This is a genomic window from Corynebacterium sp. UMB8791 (genome assembly GCF_054166365.1).
Genome location: NZ_JBSZCG010000103.1, coordinates 1 through 14,972 on the forward strand (window position 1 = coordinate 1; position 14,972 = coordinate 14,972).

A 14,972-nucleotide genomic window follows, 5' to 3' on the forward strand; every position below is an offset into this window, starting at 1 on the left:
ATGACCGCCAACTTCAACGCCGCGCAAAGCAAGCAGACCGCCGACGGCTTCTTCTCCGCGCTTTTCGACTTCTCCTTCTCCCAGTACATCACCCTGAAGTTCGCCCGCGTGATCTACCTGATCTCCGCAGTCTTCATCGGACTGTGCTGGGGTCTTCGGCCTTTTGGTGTCGCTGGCTACGTTCAGTGTTGGTTTTGGCACCGGCCTGCTCATGCTGATCGGCTTCCTTCTCTTCGGTACGCTTTTCGCGCTGTTCTCATTGATCAGCGCGCGCGTCACCCTCGAATTCATGGTCTCGGCGATCAAGACGGCGCAGAACACTTCCGAGATCGCAGCGGCGCAGCGTCGTTAGGGGTCGCTAGACCCCGCCCGGCAAACTGTGCAGAGTGAGGCCGCGCGCGGCGGCAGCCTCGCCGAAGCGCGCAACGAAATCGGCCGAGCGCTTGCCGGAGGCGCAGTAGACCACGACCTCGCCAGCGCCACGCAGCTCGTCGAGGAGCGTAAGCGCGGCGTCCGGGTCTTCGCGCCACACCGAGGCCGGCAGGTGGAAGGACGCGTGCGGCAGGTCCTTGATCGCTTTTTCACCGAGTTCGCGCACGTCCAGCGCTGTGGCGTGACCATCCGCGACCTGCACGAGTAGGCGCGTTTTCTCGCCGTCTGGCGGCAGCATACACGGGGCAGCTTCGGCGACGAGTTCGGTGACCAGCTCGCGCTGCGGGTCGGCAGCGACCTCGAAGCGCCGGAGCGTCCCGGCGAGCGCCTCGTAGACATGGAGCACACCGACCTCGGCGTCCATGCCCGCGAGGTATTTCACGGCCTCCGTGGCCATCAGCCCGCCGACGACCGAGGTCGTCACCCCGAGCACGCCGGCGGTGGCGCAGTCCGGAGTGTCCTCGGGTGCCGGGTGGGTGGGGTAGAGGTCGCGTAGCCCGACCCCGCGTGCATCCGGTCCGGAGTACCACAGCGCGAGCTCGCCGTGGAAGCGCAGCACCGAGCCCCACACCAGGGGCGTGCCGGTGAGTTCTGCGGCGTCGCCGGCGAGGAATTTCGTGGTGAAGGTATCGGAGCCGTCGATGACCAGGTCGTGCTCGCGGAACAGCCCAGGTGCGTTGGAGGTGTCGAGGCGCTTGCGCAGCGGCACGATCGTGGCGTCTGCGCGGTGTCGGCGCAGCTGCTCGGCTGCCACCTCCACCTTGGGCCGGCCCACGTCGGAGGCGCTAAACAGAATCTGGCGGTGGATGTTGGTGTCATCCACCACGTCATCATCAATCACCGTGATCGTGCCGACACCTGTGGCCGCCAGCGCCTGCATCACCGGGCAGCCGAGCCCGCCCGCGCCGATGACAAGCACCCGCGCGCGGTTCAGCGCCTCTTGGCCCGCTAGCCCGAAGCCGGGCAGCAGCGTTTGGCGCGCGGTGCGCCGCAGCTCAGCGTGAGGCAGGCTCATAGGACCTCATCCGCCCAGCTCGCTAGGCCATCAAAGCTTGACGACGCCAACGCCCCTTCCGCATGCGTCCGCCGCGGAATCCGACCCGCATCCCGCGCGAGCCGGCCAGCCTCGACCGCGTGTCGCATCGCACGCGCCATCGCGACCGGGTCCTGGCAACGGTTGACCGCGCTGGCGAGCAGCACGCCGTCGCAGCCGAGTTCCATGGCCAAGGTGGCGTCGGAAGCGGTGCCGACGCCGGCGTCGAGAAGCACGGGCACCTGCGCACGCGCGCAGATCAGCTCGATGTTGTGCGGGTTCAAAATGCCAAGGCCGGTGCCGATCGGAGAGCCGAGCGGCATCACCGCATGCACCCCAACCTGCTCCAGGCGGGCGGCGACGACCGGGTCGTCGGAGGTGTAGGCAAGCACGACGAAGCCTTCGGCGACGAGGAGCTCGCAGGCGTCGACAAGCTCGACGACGTCCGGCAGCAGCGTGTGCTCGTCCGCGATGACCTCCACCTTGACCCAGTTCGTGCCGAGCGCCTCGCGCGCCAGTTGCGCGGTGAGCACCGCGTCGCGGGCGGTGCGGCAGCCCGCAGTATTCGGCAGGGGATCGATGCCGAGCCGGGTGAGCATCTCGAAGACGCTCTCGCCGCCATTGGTGCGGGCGGCATGCCGACGCATCGCCACGGTGGTCAGCTGCGTGCCGCTGGCCACCAGCGCGTCCTCGAGCAACTGCTGGCTGGTCGCCCCGCCGGTGCCCATGATCAGGTGGGAGTCGAATTTCTTGTCGGCGATGTTCAGCACGTCTAGCCTCCTTGGACGGCGGTGAGGATGTCGACGGTGTCGGCGTCGGCAAGCGAGCTGTCCCAGCGACTTGCGGGCACAACCTTGCCATTGACAGCGACGGCGACGCCTTCTGCGTGGCCGACGACCTCCTCGACCAGCGACCGCACAGTCGGCGCGGTGTCGAAGGTATGGGGCTTCTCGTTGATGATGATGCGCATGATGCTCCTTTACAGTTCGTGGCGGCCGGGGTCGCAGTCGGAAATATCGACGGTGGTTTCGCGGTCCAGCCCGAGGTCGGCGCCGACGCGCGCGCCGAGCGCTGCCAGCAGGATGCCGTGGCGGAAATAACCGGTGGAGACCACCAGGTTCTCGCCGCGCAGCCCCAGGTAGGGCAGGTCGTCGGGCGTGCCTGGGCGATTGCCGACGAGCGCCTCAACCAGCTCGCAGTCCTCGATGGCGGGGACGACGCGGATGGCGTCGCGAAGCAGCGTATACACGCCATCGACGGCGGGCCGCACGCGCGCGTCTTCGCGGCTGGTTGCGCCCACGGCGATGGTGCCGTCGGTGCGCGGGATGATGTAGACGGGGCGGTCCTCGACGAAGGCGCGCACGACCCGGCCGACCGGCATGCGGCCGGTAAGACGCAGCATGTCGCCGCGCACCGGTCGCAGGTTCAGCGGCAGACCGAGCGCGCTGGCACCGAGACCGTTGCACGCGTAGATGGTGTCGCCGCGCAGGCTGCCGGTGCTGGTTTCGACGCCCACGCAGGTTTCGCCCTCCCAGCGCAGTGCTGTGGCCTGCTCGCGAACCAGCGTCACGCCGCGCGATGCAAGCTCGCGCAGCAGAGCGGCGGCGAACATGCGCGGGTTGACCTGGTGGTCGCCGGGGATCTCCACCACGCTGGCCAGCTGGGGGCTTAGGCCCGGCTCCTGCGCCCGCGCCTGGCGCAGCGTGAGGCGGTCGACGTCCATGCCGTGGGCGTGCTGGTGCTCGGTGAGCTCGCGCAGGTGGGTAGCGTCGGCGCGGTCGGCGGCGACCACGAAGGTCGACTCGGTGCGGTACCCAACCTCGATGCCCGGCAGGTCTGCGATCAGCGAAGGATAGAGCGCCGCCGACTCCAACATCAGCGGATAGAGCGGCTCCTGGCGGTACTGCACTTCCGCGGCCGGGGCGAGCATGCCGCCGGCCACGTTGGTCGCGCCGCTTGCCGGGGCCGGGTCCACCAGCGCGATCCTGCGGGGATCCACCCCGCGGCGTGTGAGCTCGAACGCGGTGGTCAGGCCGATGATGCCGGCGCCGACGATGACGTGCTCGAAACTACTCACGACGCTTCCTCGAAATCCTTGACGATACCCGCCGCCATCGCGCGCGGGTCCTCAGCGTGCATGAAACCGCGGACGATCGCCACGCCGGCCACGCCCGTGGCGGCAAGCGCGGCGGCATCCGTGGCGTGTACGTCGCCGATCGCCACGACCGGTACCTGCGAGGCCTCGACCAGCGCCGGGTAGCCGTCGAGGCCAAGCGGGGCGCGGCCGGAGTCCTTCGTCGGGGTCGGGCGGAAGGGGCCCGCGCCGACGTAATCGATCACGTCGGCGTACGCGTTCGCCGCCTCCACCAGTGCGAGCGTGCCGGTGGTCAGTCCGAGGATCGCGTCCGGCCCGAGCAGTTCGCGCGCGGCGCGCGGGTCCATGTCGTCCTGGCCGATGTGCGCGCCGTGGATGTGGTGGGTGCGCATGAGGCGGGCGGCGAGGGGAACGTTGTCGTCGATAAGCACGCGCGTGCGCGGGTTCGCCGCGGCGACCGCATCGGCAACCTCGCACGCGAGACGCTCGAGGTCGGCTTTGGCGATCGGCTTGCTGCGCACCTGGATCACGCCCGCCCCGCCGGCCGCGGCTTCGGCGGCGACGCGCGCGACATCGGCGGTAGGCTGGCCCGTGACGAAATAGCAGCGTAGGTCGAGCGACTTAGGCATCGCGCACCACCCACGCGCGGTCGGCCTGGTCGAAGAAATCGCGCTCGTAGCGCGAGGCGACCGCACACGCGCGCACCGCCGCGTCCAGGGCGTCGGGGTTCGCCTCAAGGGTGGCCTCGCAGCGGTCGATCGCGCCGCGCACCGCCTCGTAGAAACCGTTGCCCGAGTAGGTGGCCAGCCAGTCGTGGTAGGGATGCGAGGCGTGGTTGTGCTCCGCGAGGCGCGCGCCGACCTCGTAGTAGAGCCAGTAGCAGGGCAGCACCGCCGCCTGCCCGATCGCCGCCGACTCGCCGAGGGCGGAGGCGAGCAGGAAATCGGTGTAGGCGCGTGTGACCGGCGACGGCAGCGTCTCGCGGCCAAGATCGGCGAGCCAGGTGCGTTGCATCTCTTGCTCGTCGGTGATCGCGGCGTCCGCATCCTTTGCCCACGCGCCGCCAAGCGCGTGCAGCGAGCGCGCGTACTTGGTCAGGTAGTAGGCGTCCTGCTCGAGGTAGAACATGAAGTCGGCGTGGTCGAGGGTGCCGTCGGCAAGCGTGCGGATGAACGGCAGCTCCATAATCGCGGTGAGGTACGGCGCCGAGGCGTCACACAGCGCCTGGGTGTACGGGCCAGCAGGCGTGGCGAGTGGCGCGGTTGGTGGGGCGTCGATGCGCAGGAAGCGCTCGGGGTTGCAGTCGGCGGCGCGCTGCATGCGGCGGCCGACGTGCCCGTGGTCGACGGGGCCGCGGCCGTGTCCAACGGCGAGCGCGTCGGCGTGCGCAATCGCCTCGTACAGCCAGCGCGACGCCCACTCGGTCGCCGCCGGCGTATCGAAGCCGGCGCCCAGGCGCGTCGCCAGCGCCGAGGAAAAAGAGCAGCCCGTGCCGTGCGTGTTCTTCGTGTTCACGCGGCTTACCGACACGTGGTGGACGCGCTCGGCGGTCACCACGGCGTTGTCTGCGCGCGGGCCGGTGAGGTGCCCGCCCTTGACAATCACGGTTGTGTCCAGCTTTTTCGCCAGCCCCTGCGCCTGCGCGATCGCGGTGTCGAAGTCGGTGGCCGGGTCTTCGCCGGTGAGGACGGCGAGTTCGGGGAGGTTGGGCGTGATGATGTCGGCAAGCGAGGCGAGCTCGCGCAGCGCGACTTCCGCCTCGGGCGTCAGGAGCCTATCGCTTGACGACGCCACCATCACCGGATCCAACACCACCGCGGCCTCTCGTGCGTGTGTGGTGAGGAATTCGCGCACGACCTCGATGATTTCGGTGGTGCCGAGCATGCCGATCTTGATCGCGTCGATCGCCACATCATCGGTGACGGAGCGCAGCTGTGTGCGCAGAAAGTCGATCGGCGGGGTGAAAATCTCCTGCACACCGGTGGTGTTCTGGGCGACCAGCGAGGTCACTACGCTGTAGGAAAAGCCGCCGGCGGCCTGGATGGATTTGATATCGGCTTGGACGCCTGCGCCTCCGGTCGGGTCGGTGCCAGCAATCGTGAGGATGCGGGGCAGGGCAGGTGCATTCATGTGGGACATCCCTTCGCTAGGTTGAGCTAGAGCAGGTTCGACGGGTCTGATCTCAGCACCACTTCGGGGTGCACCCCGTGTCACATTGGTGACACTAGCACAGCGCGAATCCTGCCCTGCGCACGATCGCAGCGGCAAAAACCAGACCTATATTAGGCGTATGGATTGGGCTGCCGGTTCTCTTTTGAGCTGAAAGTGGAATGCTTCTCACAATCGCTTGTTTGTGCAGCGTGTGGGTGTTTATTGTGGGTGGCATGATACTCGTAGACGCATTAATCGCCGGCGAAGTACCAGTCCGACATGGCGGCTGAAGTTGAGCGTAAGGACGCCGCGCTGCGTGAGCGTCTGCTCGGCGAGGAGTGATTTAGTCTTCGCCTGCGCGCCACTGGCGCCACCGGCGAATCAGCCACCACAGTGCTGCGACGAAGGCGGCAAGAACGAGGCCCGGCCAGATTGATGGCTCGGGCTTTGTGATGTTGATGGCGGCCTGTACGAAGGCGAGCAGGGTGAAGAACCCTACGAACCCAATGATTGTTTGCCAGAGCAGATCCTGGCGCTGTGAGGGCCGTTGCACTCGTTAGAGGCGGGGGCCGAAGTTCAGGCCCATGTGCGGGGCAGCGAAGTATAGCCACCCGGCCATCAGGGCCCCGAGTACTGCCAAGAGCCCAACCACAACTCCGGCGACCTCAAGCGCGTTTGCTTCTTCCTTGGTCACACCACCGTTTGCGGTGGTGTTGGTGGTGACGTTGGTGGTCACTGTCGTGCCGTTGTTATCGGCGTTGGTGTGCACCGTTGCGGTGGTTTCGGCGTGTGCCGTGCCAGTCATGCCGCTCAGTACCAGGGAGGATGCGAGTGCGGTTGCCGTCGCGATTCGGAGTGTGGTGTGGTGCATAGCTGCTCTTTCTAGGGGCGGGAAGTAATAAAGTGAATACAGCTTAATCTAGACATAAGAAAAAGTTAAGTCAGCCCTTCACGCCGCCGGCTGTGAGACCAGACACAATACGGCGCTGGAATACCAGCACCATGATGATCAGCGGAATCGTCACCAGCGAGCCCGCCGCCATAATCGCAGCGTACGGGTACTCGAAGGCGCTCGGCCCCGAGAATCGTGCAATTGCGACGGTGACAGGTTCAGTCGCCGTGGACGACAGCTGGCGCGCCAACATAAATTCATTCCAGGTGGTGATAAACGCCAGGATGGCCGTCGTGAAGATGGCCGGTGCTGCCAACGGCAGCAAGATGAGGCGAAATGCCTGGCCGCGGGAGGCGCCGTCGACACGCGCTGCTTCCTCGAGCTCCCAAGGAAGTTGCTGGAAGAACGACACCAGCGTGTAGATAGTCAGGGGGAGGGCGAATGAGATGTTCGGGATGATCATGGCACGGTATGTGCCGATCCACCCGAGGTCACCGAACAGCTGGAACAGGGGAGTGACAAGCGCAATGCCGGGGAACATCGAGGCCGCCAAAATGATGCCCGTGATGAATCCCTTGCCGCGGAAGTCCAGGCGAGCAAGCGCGTAGGCAGTGAAGACGCCCACGGCGACCGCCAACGCCGTCGTCGCCAGCGAAATAATTAGCGAGTTGAAAATCGCCCCGAGGAAGTCATTGCCGGCGTCCGTGGCCAGCGCGTCCCGGTAGTTCTCGAGGGTGATGTGCGTGGGCCACGGCGTGGTATCGAACGTGAAGCGTTTGTCTCGCAGCGCCGTGATCACCATCCAATAAAACGGGGCGAGCCCCCAGAACATGATGAAGATGATGCCTGCGTAGTGGCCGAGTCGTTTCATCGCGCTGTCGCCTCCTTCTTCTCCTGCTTGCGCTTCGCGCGCCGGGCTTCACGCCGTTCGTTCGCGCCACCAACGTTCGCTCCGAGGAACCGCACCATGACGAACGCAACTGCGAAGATCAGCAGGAAGATGAGCGTCGACAGCGCCGAGGCCGAGTTGAAGTTGCCCTGACGCATGTCCTCAACCACCAGCTGCGAAATTGTCGCGGTAGGGGAGTTTGAGGAGCCCGAAATCATGATCACCGGCAGGTCGTACATGCGCAGCGCGTCGAGCGTACGGAAGAGCACCGCCACCATGAGCGCTGGCCGAACCAACGGCAGGGTGATGCTGGTGAAGGTCTGCCATGCGGAGGCGCCGTCGACACGCGCGGCCTCGTAGACGTCCTTCGGAATCATCTGCAGGCCTGCGAGGATGAGCAGCGCCATAAACGGCGTGGTCTTCCACACGTCGGCGATGATCACCGCGAAGCGTGCCGCCCACGGGTCAGTTGTCCACGCCACGCTCGCGCCCAGCAGCGAGTTCACGATACCGCTCGGTGCGAACATGAACTGCCACAACTTCGCGGTCACCGCGGTTGGGATCGCCCAAGGGATGAGCACGGCCGCGCGGATCAGACCGCGGGCGCGCGACGGCCGGTTCATGATGATGGCCATCCCGATACCGAGCACTGTCTCCAAAGCGACGGTGACCACGGTGAAGAAGAGGGTCACCGACACTGCTGGCCAGAAGTCGGTCGCAAGCACGCCAGGAGGGCAGGCACCCACCACGCCCGACGGCGTCATACAGCGGTTCGACAGCCAGTACAAGTAATTATCGACGCCAGCAAAGCCACCATCGACGAACACTCCGGTAGAGGCGTCGAGGTGCCGGTTGGACTGGAATGAAAGCCATATTGCGCGGACGATCGGGTAGCCGATCACCACCGCCAACACCAGCAAGGCGGGCGCGACGAGCGCTGCCGCCTTCGTGGTATCGCGAGGCTTGGATGGAGATGTGCTCATCGCGGGCCTTTGCAAAGTAGACGGGAAGATGGAGATATACGAACTATAACGCCCGCCCGAACACAGTCCGGGCGGGCGTTCTGCTCATACGACGTATCGTATTAGGAAGCCTGCTTGATAGCAGCTGCCATGTCGGCGGTGGCGTCATCGACGCTCTTACCGGCGGTCAGCGCTGCGTAGGCGTTGTCCTGGATAGCCTTCGAGATCGCAGGGTAGAACGGGGAAACCGGGCGAGGCTGCGCGTTCTCCAGTGAAACCTTCAGTGCTGGCAGGTATGGGTGCTTTGCAACCAGCTCGGCGTCGTCGTAGATCGATGCGAGCACTGGTGGGAAGGATGCTTCAGCGAACGAGAGCTGGTTCTCTTCGTTGATGATGAACTCGATGAAGTCCTTCGCGGTCTGCTTGTGCTTGGAGTTGACGTTGATGCCGTTGTTGTAGCCACCGAGGGTGGAAACCCCCACGCCGTCCTTGCCAACCAGCGGCTGGACCTCAAAGTTCACGCCAGCTTCCTGGGCGTTGGTGTACATGTACGGCCAGTTGATCGCCAGAGCGGTGTTGCCCTCGGTGAACGCGAGGTTGGTTTCCTCCTCGGTTGCTGCCGTGGAGCTCTTGGCGATGACGCCGTCGTTGTATGCGTCAACGAGTGCTTGCAGTCCGGCCTTTGCGGCGTCGGACTCGACGGTTGGCTCGCCGGCGTCGTCAAGGACGCTGCCGCCCCAGCCGTTGATGAAGCCGAGCGTGTTCACGGTCAGGCCCTCGTACTGCTTGAGCTGGGTGGTCAGGCAGTCTCCCTCGACCTCCTTGCAGGCGGCGATGACGTCCTCGAAGGTGTCAGGCGCGCTTGGGACCTTATCGACGTTGCGGAACAGCAGCTGGCCGTTCGTGTTCTGCGGCAGGGCGTAGAGCTTGCCGCCGTAGGTCGCGGAGTCGACGGTGGACTGCAGCAAGCCGGAGGTGTCGATGGCGTAATCGCCCTCGAGCGGCTCGAGCCACTGGTTCGCTGCGAAGTCCGCCGTCCACACAACGTCGAGGGCCATCACGTCGTAGTCGGCGTTACCCGCCTGGAGGGACTGCACGAGCGTATCGCGCTGGTCGTCGGCCTCGCCGGCGAGCTCAGAGAGGGTGACCTGCTCATCTGGGTGAGCCTCGTTCCACTTCTCGATGATCGGCTTGAGCTTGTCCGTGTCATTGCGGCCCATGGCGAACGTGATCGGGCCGCGCTCCGCGCCGCCCTCGGAAGCGGAGGTGCCGGAGTCCTTGTTGGTGTCCGCTGCCTCGTTGTCAGAAGAGCAACCGGTCAGAGCTGCGCCAGCGAGCGCAATTGCACAGAGGGTTGCACCAGTCGTACGGAGTTTCATTCATCCGCCTTTCGTTGGGTCATGTGTGACTCGTGTGAATTCGGTGTCTTCAATCTAGTGAAAAACTGGACCCGGGCGCGCAGAAATCTACCGAATTACCTACGAACGGGGGAGAAAACGGGGCTAAATGCCCGGTTGTATGTGGTTTACGTGTTCCGCCTGGGCGATGGCGGCGATCCTGTCTCTACCAGGTGTTTCCGTTCCGCCTGTCACCACGACGACCGAACCGCCCCCAGCCAGCGGGGCAAGCACGCGCTGTTCGAATTCGTCGGCACTGTCCCAACCGGCAATCAGCACCCGTTCGGGGGAGGCGGGCTGCTCAGCCCCCTGAGAAGTCGCTTGAGTCCACTGCGCGATGTCTGCAGTCTGTCCAAAGTACTGGTCGCCGTAGCTGCGCACCGTCGGACTGAAGTCCACGGTTCCAAGCGGCAACGTGCCACCTGATTCGACGACGCCGCGTCCGAAGGGGTCACTTGAGACAACGACGCACTCGTCCGCATCAGCCCAGGTGTCGACGCGCTCCGCCACGGTAAACACGAGCGGGACATCGTCGCCTGTGCTCGCGAAGATCGGGCGACGCCCAATGTTGTAGGCGCCAAGCGCGATCACCGCAGCCTGCCAGGACACCGGAAGGTCGATCACAATGGGGTCAGAGCCCTCGAGGCAGAACTCCTCGTCCAGCAAGTTGCCCACTTTGCTCAGCCAGTTGTCCAGAGTCAGCGCAGAAAATTCCATGCGGCTGCCCTGTGACTCGTCGTAGACGGTCAGGCGTGGTGTGGCGGGGTCTTCCTGCAATAAGCGTGCCAGCATACTCATGGCAGCCAAGCATAGGTGGCCAAGCTAGTTCACGCAGCGAGGTCCTTGGCCGCCAGCGTCGATCTCCGGGCCCAGACTCATGCCGCTGATATCGTCGCCAGGTGTGCCGACGGGCACATGCTGTTGGGCATCTTCCGGATCGACCTTCGCAGGCCCGTTGTAGTCTTCCGCGACAACCGCGATGATGCTGCCCGGTTCGAGAGCATTGTTCGCCGTGACTGGTACGCCGCCAAGCATCTCGGCGAGCTTGCGTGCGCGTGGGTCTTCGGGGTCGGCGGCGACCACCTGGGATTCCCAGTAGATGCCGTCCATTGCGTTGGATACATCGGAGACCGTAATGCCTGCGTCGGCCAACCACTCGCCGGTGGCGCGGGCTTGGCCTGGAACGGAGCCCGCGTTGAGGACGGAGACCTGCGCACCTGCAAAGTCTTCGGCCTGCTGGGGAGCTTGCTCCGGTTGGCTGTCCTCGGGGACCTGTTCCTTGGCTGCGGACTCCATGAAGCTGTGGACCTCGTTGATGTCCACGGTCACAATAGATTCGCCGAAGTCGCCGACACCGTTGACCGAGGTCACAGGGATGGTGGTGAAGGTGACGTTACCGCCCGCCAGGCCGGACATCTGCTGGGCAAAACGCATCACGTCGAGGCTCTGGTCAAGAGTGACCGAGCGCTCCGCCGCGGTTGCCAAGTCGCGCAGTTTCGCTGGGCTTGTCAGCGTGCCTGCGGAGAGCACCTTCTGTACCAACGACGCCATGTATGCCTGCTGGCGCACGATGCGGTCGAGGTCGCCGCGCGGCAGGTCGTGGCGCTGCCGCACAAAGGACAGCGCCTGGGCGCCGTCGAGCGTTTGCTGCCCGGCAGGGAAGTGCGCGCCGGAGAGTGGCTCGTCGACCGCGGCGTTGAGGCAGACGTCCACCCCGCCAACCGCGTCCGTAAGCAGGACGAAGCCGAGCAGGCCAACCTGCGCGTAGTGGTCTACTTCCACGCCGGTGAGGTCATTGATGGCGTCGATAAGCCCGAGCTGGCCTGCGCGTGCAACCTCTTGCTCGAGTGCCGGGCTCTCCGGCTTGCCCGCGGCGATGAGCTCCTCGCGTTTGGCGGCGGCGTGCGCACCGTAGACACCATTGATCTTCATGTTTCCGTAGTCGTCGGTGTGTACGTACGTATCGCGCGGGATGGAGACTGCCGTGGCCCGCGAACCGTCGTCGGGCACACGGATAATCATGATGGTGTCCGTGTTGATCTCACCGTCGGCGACACCCGCGTTGAGGTGCGCCAACTCGGACTCGCTTAACGGATTTCCTTGGGCGTCGGTGCGGGAGTCCGAACCGACCAGCAGGATGTCCATCGCGCCGTCGAGCTGGTCCTTGTCGCTCTGCCCACGTCCCGCGTTGATCCGCAGCTCAGAGGCGCTGAGCTGATTGCTGACCCGGCCGACAGTGAAGTAGCCGACGGCCGACACCGTCAACGCAACGGCAGACAGCACCGCAAGGGTTGTCTTCACAACCGGGTGCCCCAACTGCGAGATGTCACGCATCTGCGATGGGGCGGGCTGGATGTCGCGCGCAGGCCTCAAGGAGTCAGTCACAGGGCGCAATTATACAGGGTGCGAAAACAACAAAAGACACGTGCGTGGGCGAGTTCAAGATGCTTCTCACACTTTTGGATGGGTAAGCTGATTCGCATTGTGTACATGAAGGCTGGCCGAGAGGACCGATAGGAGGGGCAGGCAGCTATGACAGCTCCACTCGCCGTGGTGGCGGTGACGTACTCGCCAGGCAAGCACTTGGCGCAGCTCATCGCTTCGCTTGACGACGCCACCGAGGGTCAAACACTGCTTATCTGTGCAGATAACGGCTCTACCGACGGTGCCCCGGAGGCTGCCGCACGTGAACACGACAACGTCGAACTGCTGCGCACCCGCGGCAACATCGGGTACGGCGCTGCGATCAACGCCGCGGTCCGGGAGTTGCGGCCACGTCGCGAGCGGGGAGAGATCAACGGTGACTACTTCTTGATCTCCAACCCGGACGTGGTGTTCCAGCCGGGGAGCGTGGACACGCTGCGCGCCTGCATGGACGCGCTACCGGAGGCGGGCGCCGTAGGGCCGCGCATTGAGGACTGCGAGGGCAACCTGTACCCAAGTGCGCGAGAGGTGCCGGGCATCATTACCGGCGTGGGGCACGCCTTGTTATATGAGGTGTGGCCGTCCAACCCATTTTCTGCCTCGTACAAGGCGGAACAACACATGGACCACCAGCGCAGTGCGGGCTGGCTCTCTGGGGCGTGCCTGCTTGTGCGGTGGGACGCCTTCGACGCCATTGGTGGGTTCGACGAGCGCTACTTCATGTACCTCGAGGACGTTGACTTCGGAGACCGCTTGCGCCGCGCCGGATGGGAGAACGTGTACTGCCCTTCCTCGGTCATCGTGCATGACCAGGGCCATGTTGCTAGCAAGTTCCAGCGAGTCACGGTGCCGGCGCACCACACTTCCGCATATCGTTTCCAGTCTGACCGTCACCCGCACTGGTGGCAGGCCCCGCTGCGCGCGCTGCTGTGGGTCGGTTTGAAAGTGCGGGCGGCACTGTTTGTTTCGCGCAGTAAATAAGAAGAACGCTTTGAAAGGATTCCACGTGAATGCATCCCGCACCGTGACCCCGGAGAATACCGACGCGGTCATTTTGGTTGGTGGTCGCGGCACGCGCCTGCGTCCGTTGACGGTGAGTACCCCGAAGCCGATGTTGCCGACCGCAGGGCACCCGTTCCTCTCGCACCTGCTTGCGCGGATCCGCCAGGCGGGGATGCGCCACGTGGTGCTGGGGACGTCGTACCGCGCTGAGGTGTTCGAGGAGTACTTCGGCGACGGGTCCGACTTCGGTCTTGAGATTGAGTACGTTGTCGAAGAGGAGGCGCTGGGTACCGGGGGCGCGATCCGAAACGTTGCCGACAAGCTGCGCTTCGACAACGCGATGGTGTTCAACGGGGACGTGCTGTCCGGTGCTGACCTGAGCAAGATTTTGAACTACCACGCTGAGAAGGACGCCGACGCGACCTTGCACCTGGTCCGCGTACCCGATCCTCGCGCGTTCGGCTCCGTCCCAACCGACGAGGACGGCAATGTGCTTGCGTTCTTGGAGAAGACGGAAGATCCGCCGACAGATCAGATTAACGCTGGGTGCTACGTGTTCCGCCGCGAAGTCATCGAGCAGATCCCGGCTGGTCGCGTGGTCTCTGTCGAGCGCGAGACGTTCCCTGGTTTGCTTGAGTCGGGCGCGAAGATGGTCGGCTACGTGGATACCTCGTACTGGAGGGACATGGGTAGGCCGTCGGATTTCGTGCAGGGCTCCTCGGACGTGGTGCGCGGTATTGCGTACTCGCCGCTGCTGGAGGGCCAGACCGGTGAGGCGCTTATCGACGAATCCGCTGGCGTCGCGGGTGGTGTCATCTTGATGGGCGGCACCGCGGTTGGACGCGGCACGGAGATCGGCGCCGGGTGCCGCGTGGATGACAGCGTCATCTTCGATGGGGTCACTATTGAGCCCGGTGCCGTGATCCGCGATTCCATCATCGCCTCGGGCGCCACGATTGGCGCGAACTCGCGCATCGACGGCTGCGTGATCGGAGAGGGCGCACAGATTGGGGCGCGCTGCGAGCTGCAGGGCGGCATGCGAGTGTGGCCTGGTGTGACGATTCCGGATTCGGGAGTGCGCTTTTCCCCAGATGCGTAAGCGACACGCCGTATGGCTGGAATTTCTGGCTGGTTAGTAAGGGGTAGCCAATTCGCCTACCACATGTAGTACCCCCGTGCTGCACCCCCGTTTCTAGCCCCCTGTGACTGTTGTGACTCGTGTGACTGATGGCGTGCAATTCTTGCGGAAAAGGTCAAGGTTTCACCCCGATAGCTTGCACCTATTTAGTGGTTCGGTGTGTAATCGCATGAGTGCAAGGGTCAGTCGTCGCACCCCTCAAGCGGGTAGACGACGCAGCTGGCCGAAACGAAGAACGACGGAGAAAGGGGACGGCGTGGAAGACATGGCGAATGGTGCTGACATCCGTGGCGTAGCCGCGGTCGGCATGAGCTTCGATGAGCTGTTCGGTGCCGTCGAGCAGGAATGGCAAGATCAAGCGCTGTGTGCTCAAACCGATCCCGAGGCGTTCTTTCCGGAAAAGGGTGGCTCGACTCGCGAGGCAAAGCGAATTTGCAAAGCGTGCGCCGTGCGCGATGAGTGTCTCGAGTTTGCGCTCGAGCATGACGAGCGCTTTGGCATCTGGGGTGGCCTCTCGGACCGTGAGCGCCGCCGCTTGAAGAAGCAGATCGGCTAAA

At 64.7% G+C, this 14,972-nt stretch carries 17 protein-coding genes, 1 pseudogene and 1 riboswitch; of the genes and pseudogenes, 4 read left to right on the forward strand and 14 right to left on the reverse strand.

What is annotated here, in order from left to right; all coding sequences use genetic code 11:
• Nucleotides 1–213: hypothetical protein (locus ACXIUA_RS02805; protein WP_457976075.1), on the reverse strand; the 213-nt coding region annotated here is incomplete at its 3' end.
• On the opposite strand from ACXIUA_RS02805, the gene ACXIUA_RS02810 reads away from it, so the two are divergent.
• The gene (locus ACXIUA_RS02810; protein WP_457976076.1) at nt 212–352 is read left to right on the forward strand and encodes a DUF4282 domain-containing protein; all 141 of its coding nucleotides are present in this window, start codon (nt 212–214) and stop codon (nt 350–352) included. The two genes, ACXIUA_RS02805 and ACXIUA_RS02810, sit on opposite strands and share 2 nt — an antisense overlap.
• 6 nt (nt 353–358) lie before the next feature.
• On the opposite strand, the gene ACXIUA_RS02815 is transcribed toward ACXIUA_RS02810, so the two are convergent.
• The 13 genes and pseudogenes from ACXIUA_RS02815 to ACXIUA_RS02875 all read right to left on the reverse strand — a co-directional run bounded on the left by ACXIUA_RS02815 (nt 359) and on the right by ACXIUA_RS02875 (nt 12,236).
• A complete protein-coding gene (locus tag ACXIUA_RS02815) occupies nt 359–1,447 on the reverse strand; it encodes a ThiF family adenylyltransferase (RefSeq protein ID WP_457976077.1) in 1,089 nt (362 codons plus the stop codon).
• Nucleotides 1,444–2,235, reverse strand: coding sequence for a thiazole synthase (locus ACXIUA_RS02820; RefSeq protein ID WP_070362967.1), 792 nt, complete (start codon nt 2,233–2,235; stop codon nt 1,444–1,446). Before ACXIUA_RS02820 ends, ACXIUA_RS02815 begins: the two co-directional genes overlap by 4 nt.
• 2 nt (nt 2,236–2,237) lie before the next feature.
• On the reverse strand, nt 2,238–2,435 hold the full coding sequence (thiS, locus tag ACXIUA_RS02825) for a sulfur carrier protein ThiS (RefSeq protein ID WP_070362966.1): 198 nt from the start codon (nt 2,433–2,435) through the stop codon (nt 2,238–2,240).
• Nucleotides 2,436–2,444: 9 nt separating this feature from the next.
• Nucleotides 2,445–3,542, reverse strand: a complete 1,098-nt coding sequence (gene thiO, locus ACXIUA_RS02830; protein ID WP_070362965.1) for a glycine oxidase ThiO — start codon at nt 3,540–3,542, stop codon at nt 2,445–2,447.
• Nucleotides 3,539–4,189 carry a thiamine phosphate synthase gene (locus ACXIUA_RS02835; RefSeq protein WP_070362964.1) on the reverse strand — a complete coding sequence of 217 codons (651 nt, stop codon included), beginning with the start codon at nt 4,187–4,189 and terminating at the stop codon, nt 3,539–3,541. Before ACXIUA_RS02835 ends, thiO begins: the two co-directional genes overlap by 4 nt.
• Nucleotides 4,182–5,678, reverse strand: a pseudogene (locus ACXIUA_RS02840) (bifunctional hydroxymethylpyrimidine kinase/phosphomethylpyrimidine kinase); the annotation flags it as partial. The gene ACXIUA_RS02835 and the pseudogene ACXIUA_RS02840, both read right to left, overlap by 8 nt.
• Before the next feature lie 3 nt (nt 5,679–5,681).
• Nucleotides 5,682–5,778: riboswitch (TPP riboswitch) on the reverse strand.
• 276 nt (nt 5,779–6,054) lie between these two features.
• On the reverse strand, nt 6,055–6,264 hold the full coding sequence (locus ACXIUA_RS02845) for a PEP-CTERM sorting domain-containing protein (RefSeq protein ID WP_070477699.1): 210 nt from the start codon (nt 6,262–6,264) through the stop codon (nt 6,055–6,057).
• A gap of 3 nt (nt 6,265–6,267) precedes the next feature.
• On the reverse strand, nt 6,268–6,582 hold the full coding sequence (locus ACXIUA_RS02850; RefSeq protein ID WP_070362961.1) for a hypothetical protein: 315 nt from the start codon (nt 6,580–6,582) through the stop codon (nt 6,268–6,270).
• 70 nt (nt 6,583–6,652) lie between these two features.
• Entirely contained in the window at nt 6,653–7,474 is an 822-nt protein-coding gene (locus ACXIUA_RS02855; RefSeq protein WP_457976079.1) for a carbohydrate ABC transporter permease, read from the reverse strand.
• A complete protein-coding gene (locus tag ACXIUA_RS02860; RefSeq protein WP_457976080.1) occupies nt 7,471–8,475 on the reverse strand; it encodes a carbohydrate ABC transporter permease in 1,005 nt (334 codons plus the stop codon). Before ACXIUA_RS02860 ends, ACXIUA_RS02855 begins: the two co-directional genes overlap by 4 nt.
• A gap of 101 nt (nt 8,476–8,576) precedes the next feature.
• Entirely contained in the window at nt 8,577–9,833 is a 1,257-nt protein-coding gene (locus ACXIUA_RS02865; protein WP_070362958.1) for an ABC transporter substrate-binding protein, read from the reverse strand.
• 123 nt (nt 9,834–9,956) lie between these two features.
• Entirely contained in the window at nt 9,957–10,649 is a 693-nt protein-coding gene (locus ACXIUA_RS02870) for a TIGR03089 family protein (protein ID WP_457976081.1), read from the reverse strand.
• Between the two features lie 24 nt (nt 10,650–10,673).
• On the reverse strand, nt 10,674–12,236 hold the full coding sequence (locus ACXIUA_RS02875; protein WP_457976082.1) for an LCP family protein: 1,563 nt from the start codon (nt 12,234–12,236) through the stop codon (nt 10,674–10,676).
• 147 nt (nt 12,237–12,383) lie between these two features.
• Between ACXIUA_RS02875 and ACXIUA_RS02880 the strand changes: the two genes are divergently transcribed.
• The 3 genes from ACXIUA_RS02880 to ACXIUA_RS02890 all read left to right on the forward strand — a co-directional run bounded on the left by ACXIUA_RS02880 (nt 12,384) and on the right by ACXIUA_RS02890 (nt 14,971).
• Complete coding sequence (locus ACXIUA_RS02880; RefSeq protein ID WP_070477706.1) at nt 12,384–13,256, forward strand: glycosyltransferase family 2 protein; 873 nt, start codon at nt 12,384–12,386, stop codon at nt 13,254–13,256.
• A 25-nt stretch (nt 13,257–13,281) separates the two neighbouring features.
• Entirely contained in the window at nt 13,282–14,376 is a 1,095-nt protein-coding gene (gene manB, locus ACXIUA_RS02885) for a mannose-1-phosphate guanylyltransferase (RefSeq protein WP_252930919.1), read from the forward strand.
• 304 nt (nt 14,377–14,680) lie between these two features.
• On the forward strand, nt 14,681–14,971 hold the full coding sequence (locus ACXIUA_RS02890) for a WhiB family transcriptional regulator (RefSeq protein WP_305083192.1): 291 nt from the start codon (nt 14,681–14,683) through the stop codon (nt 14,969–14,971).
• The last annotated feature ends 1 nt before the right edge of the window (nt 14,972 follow it).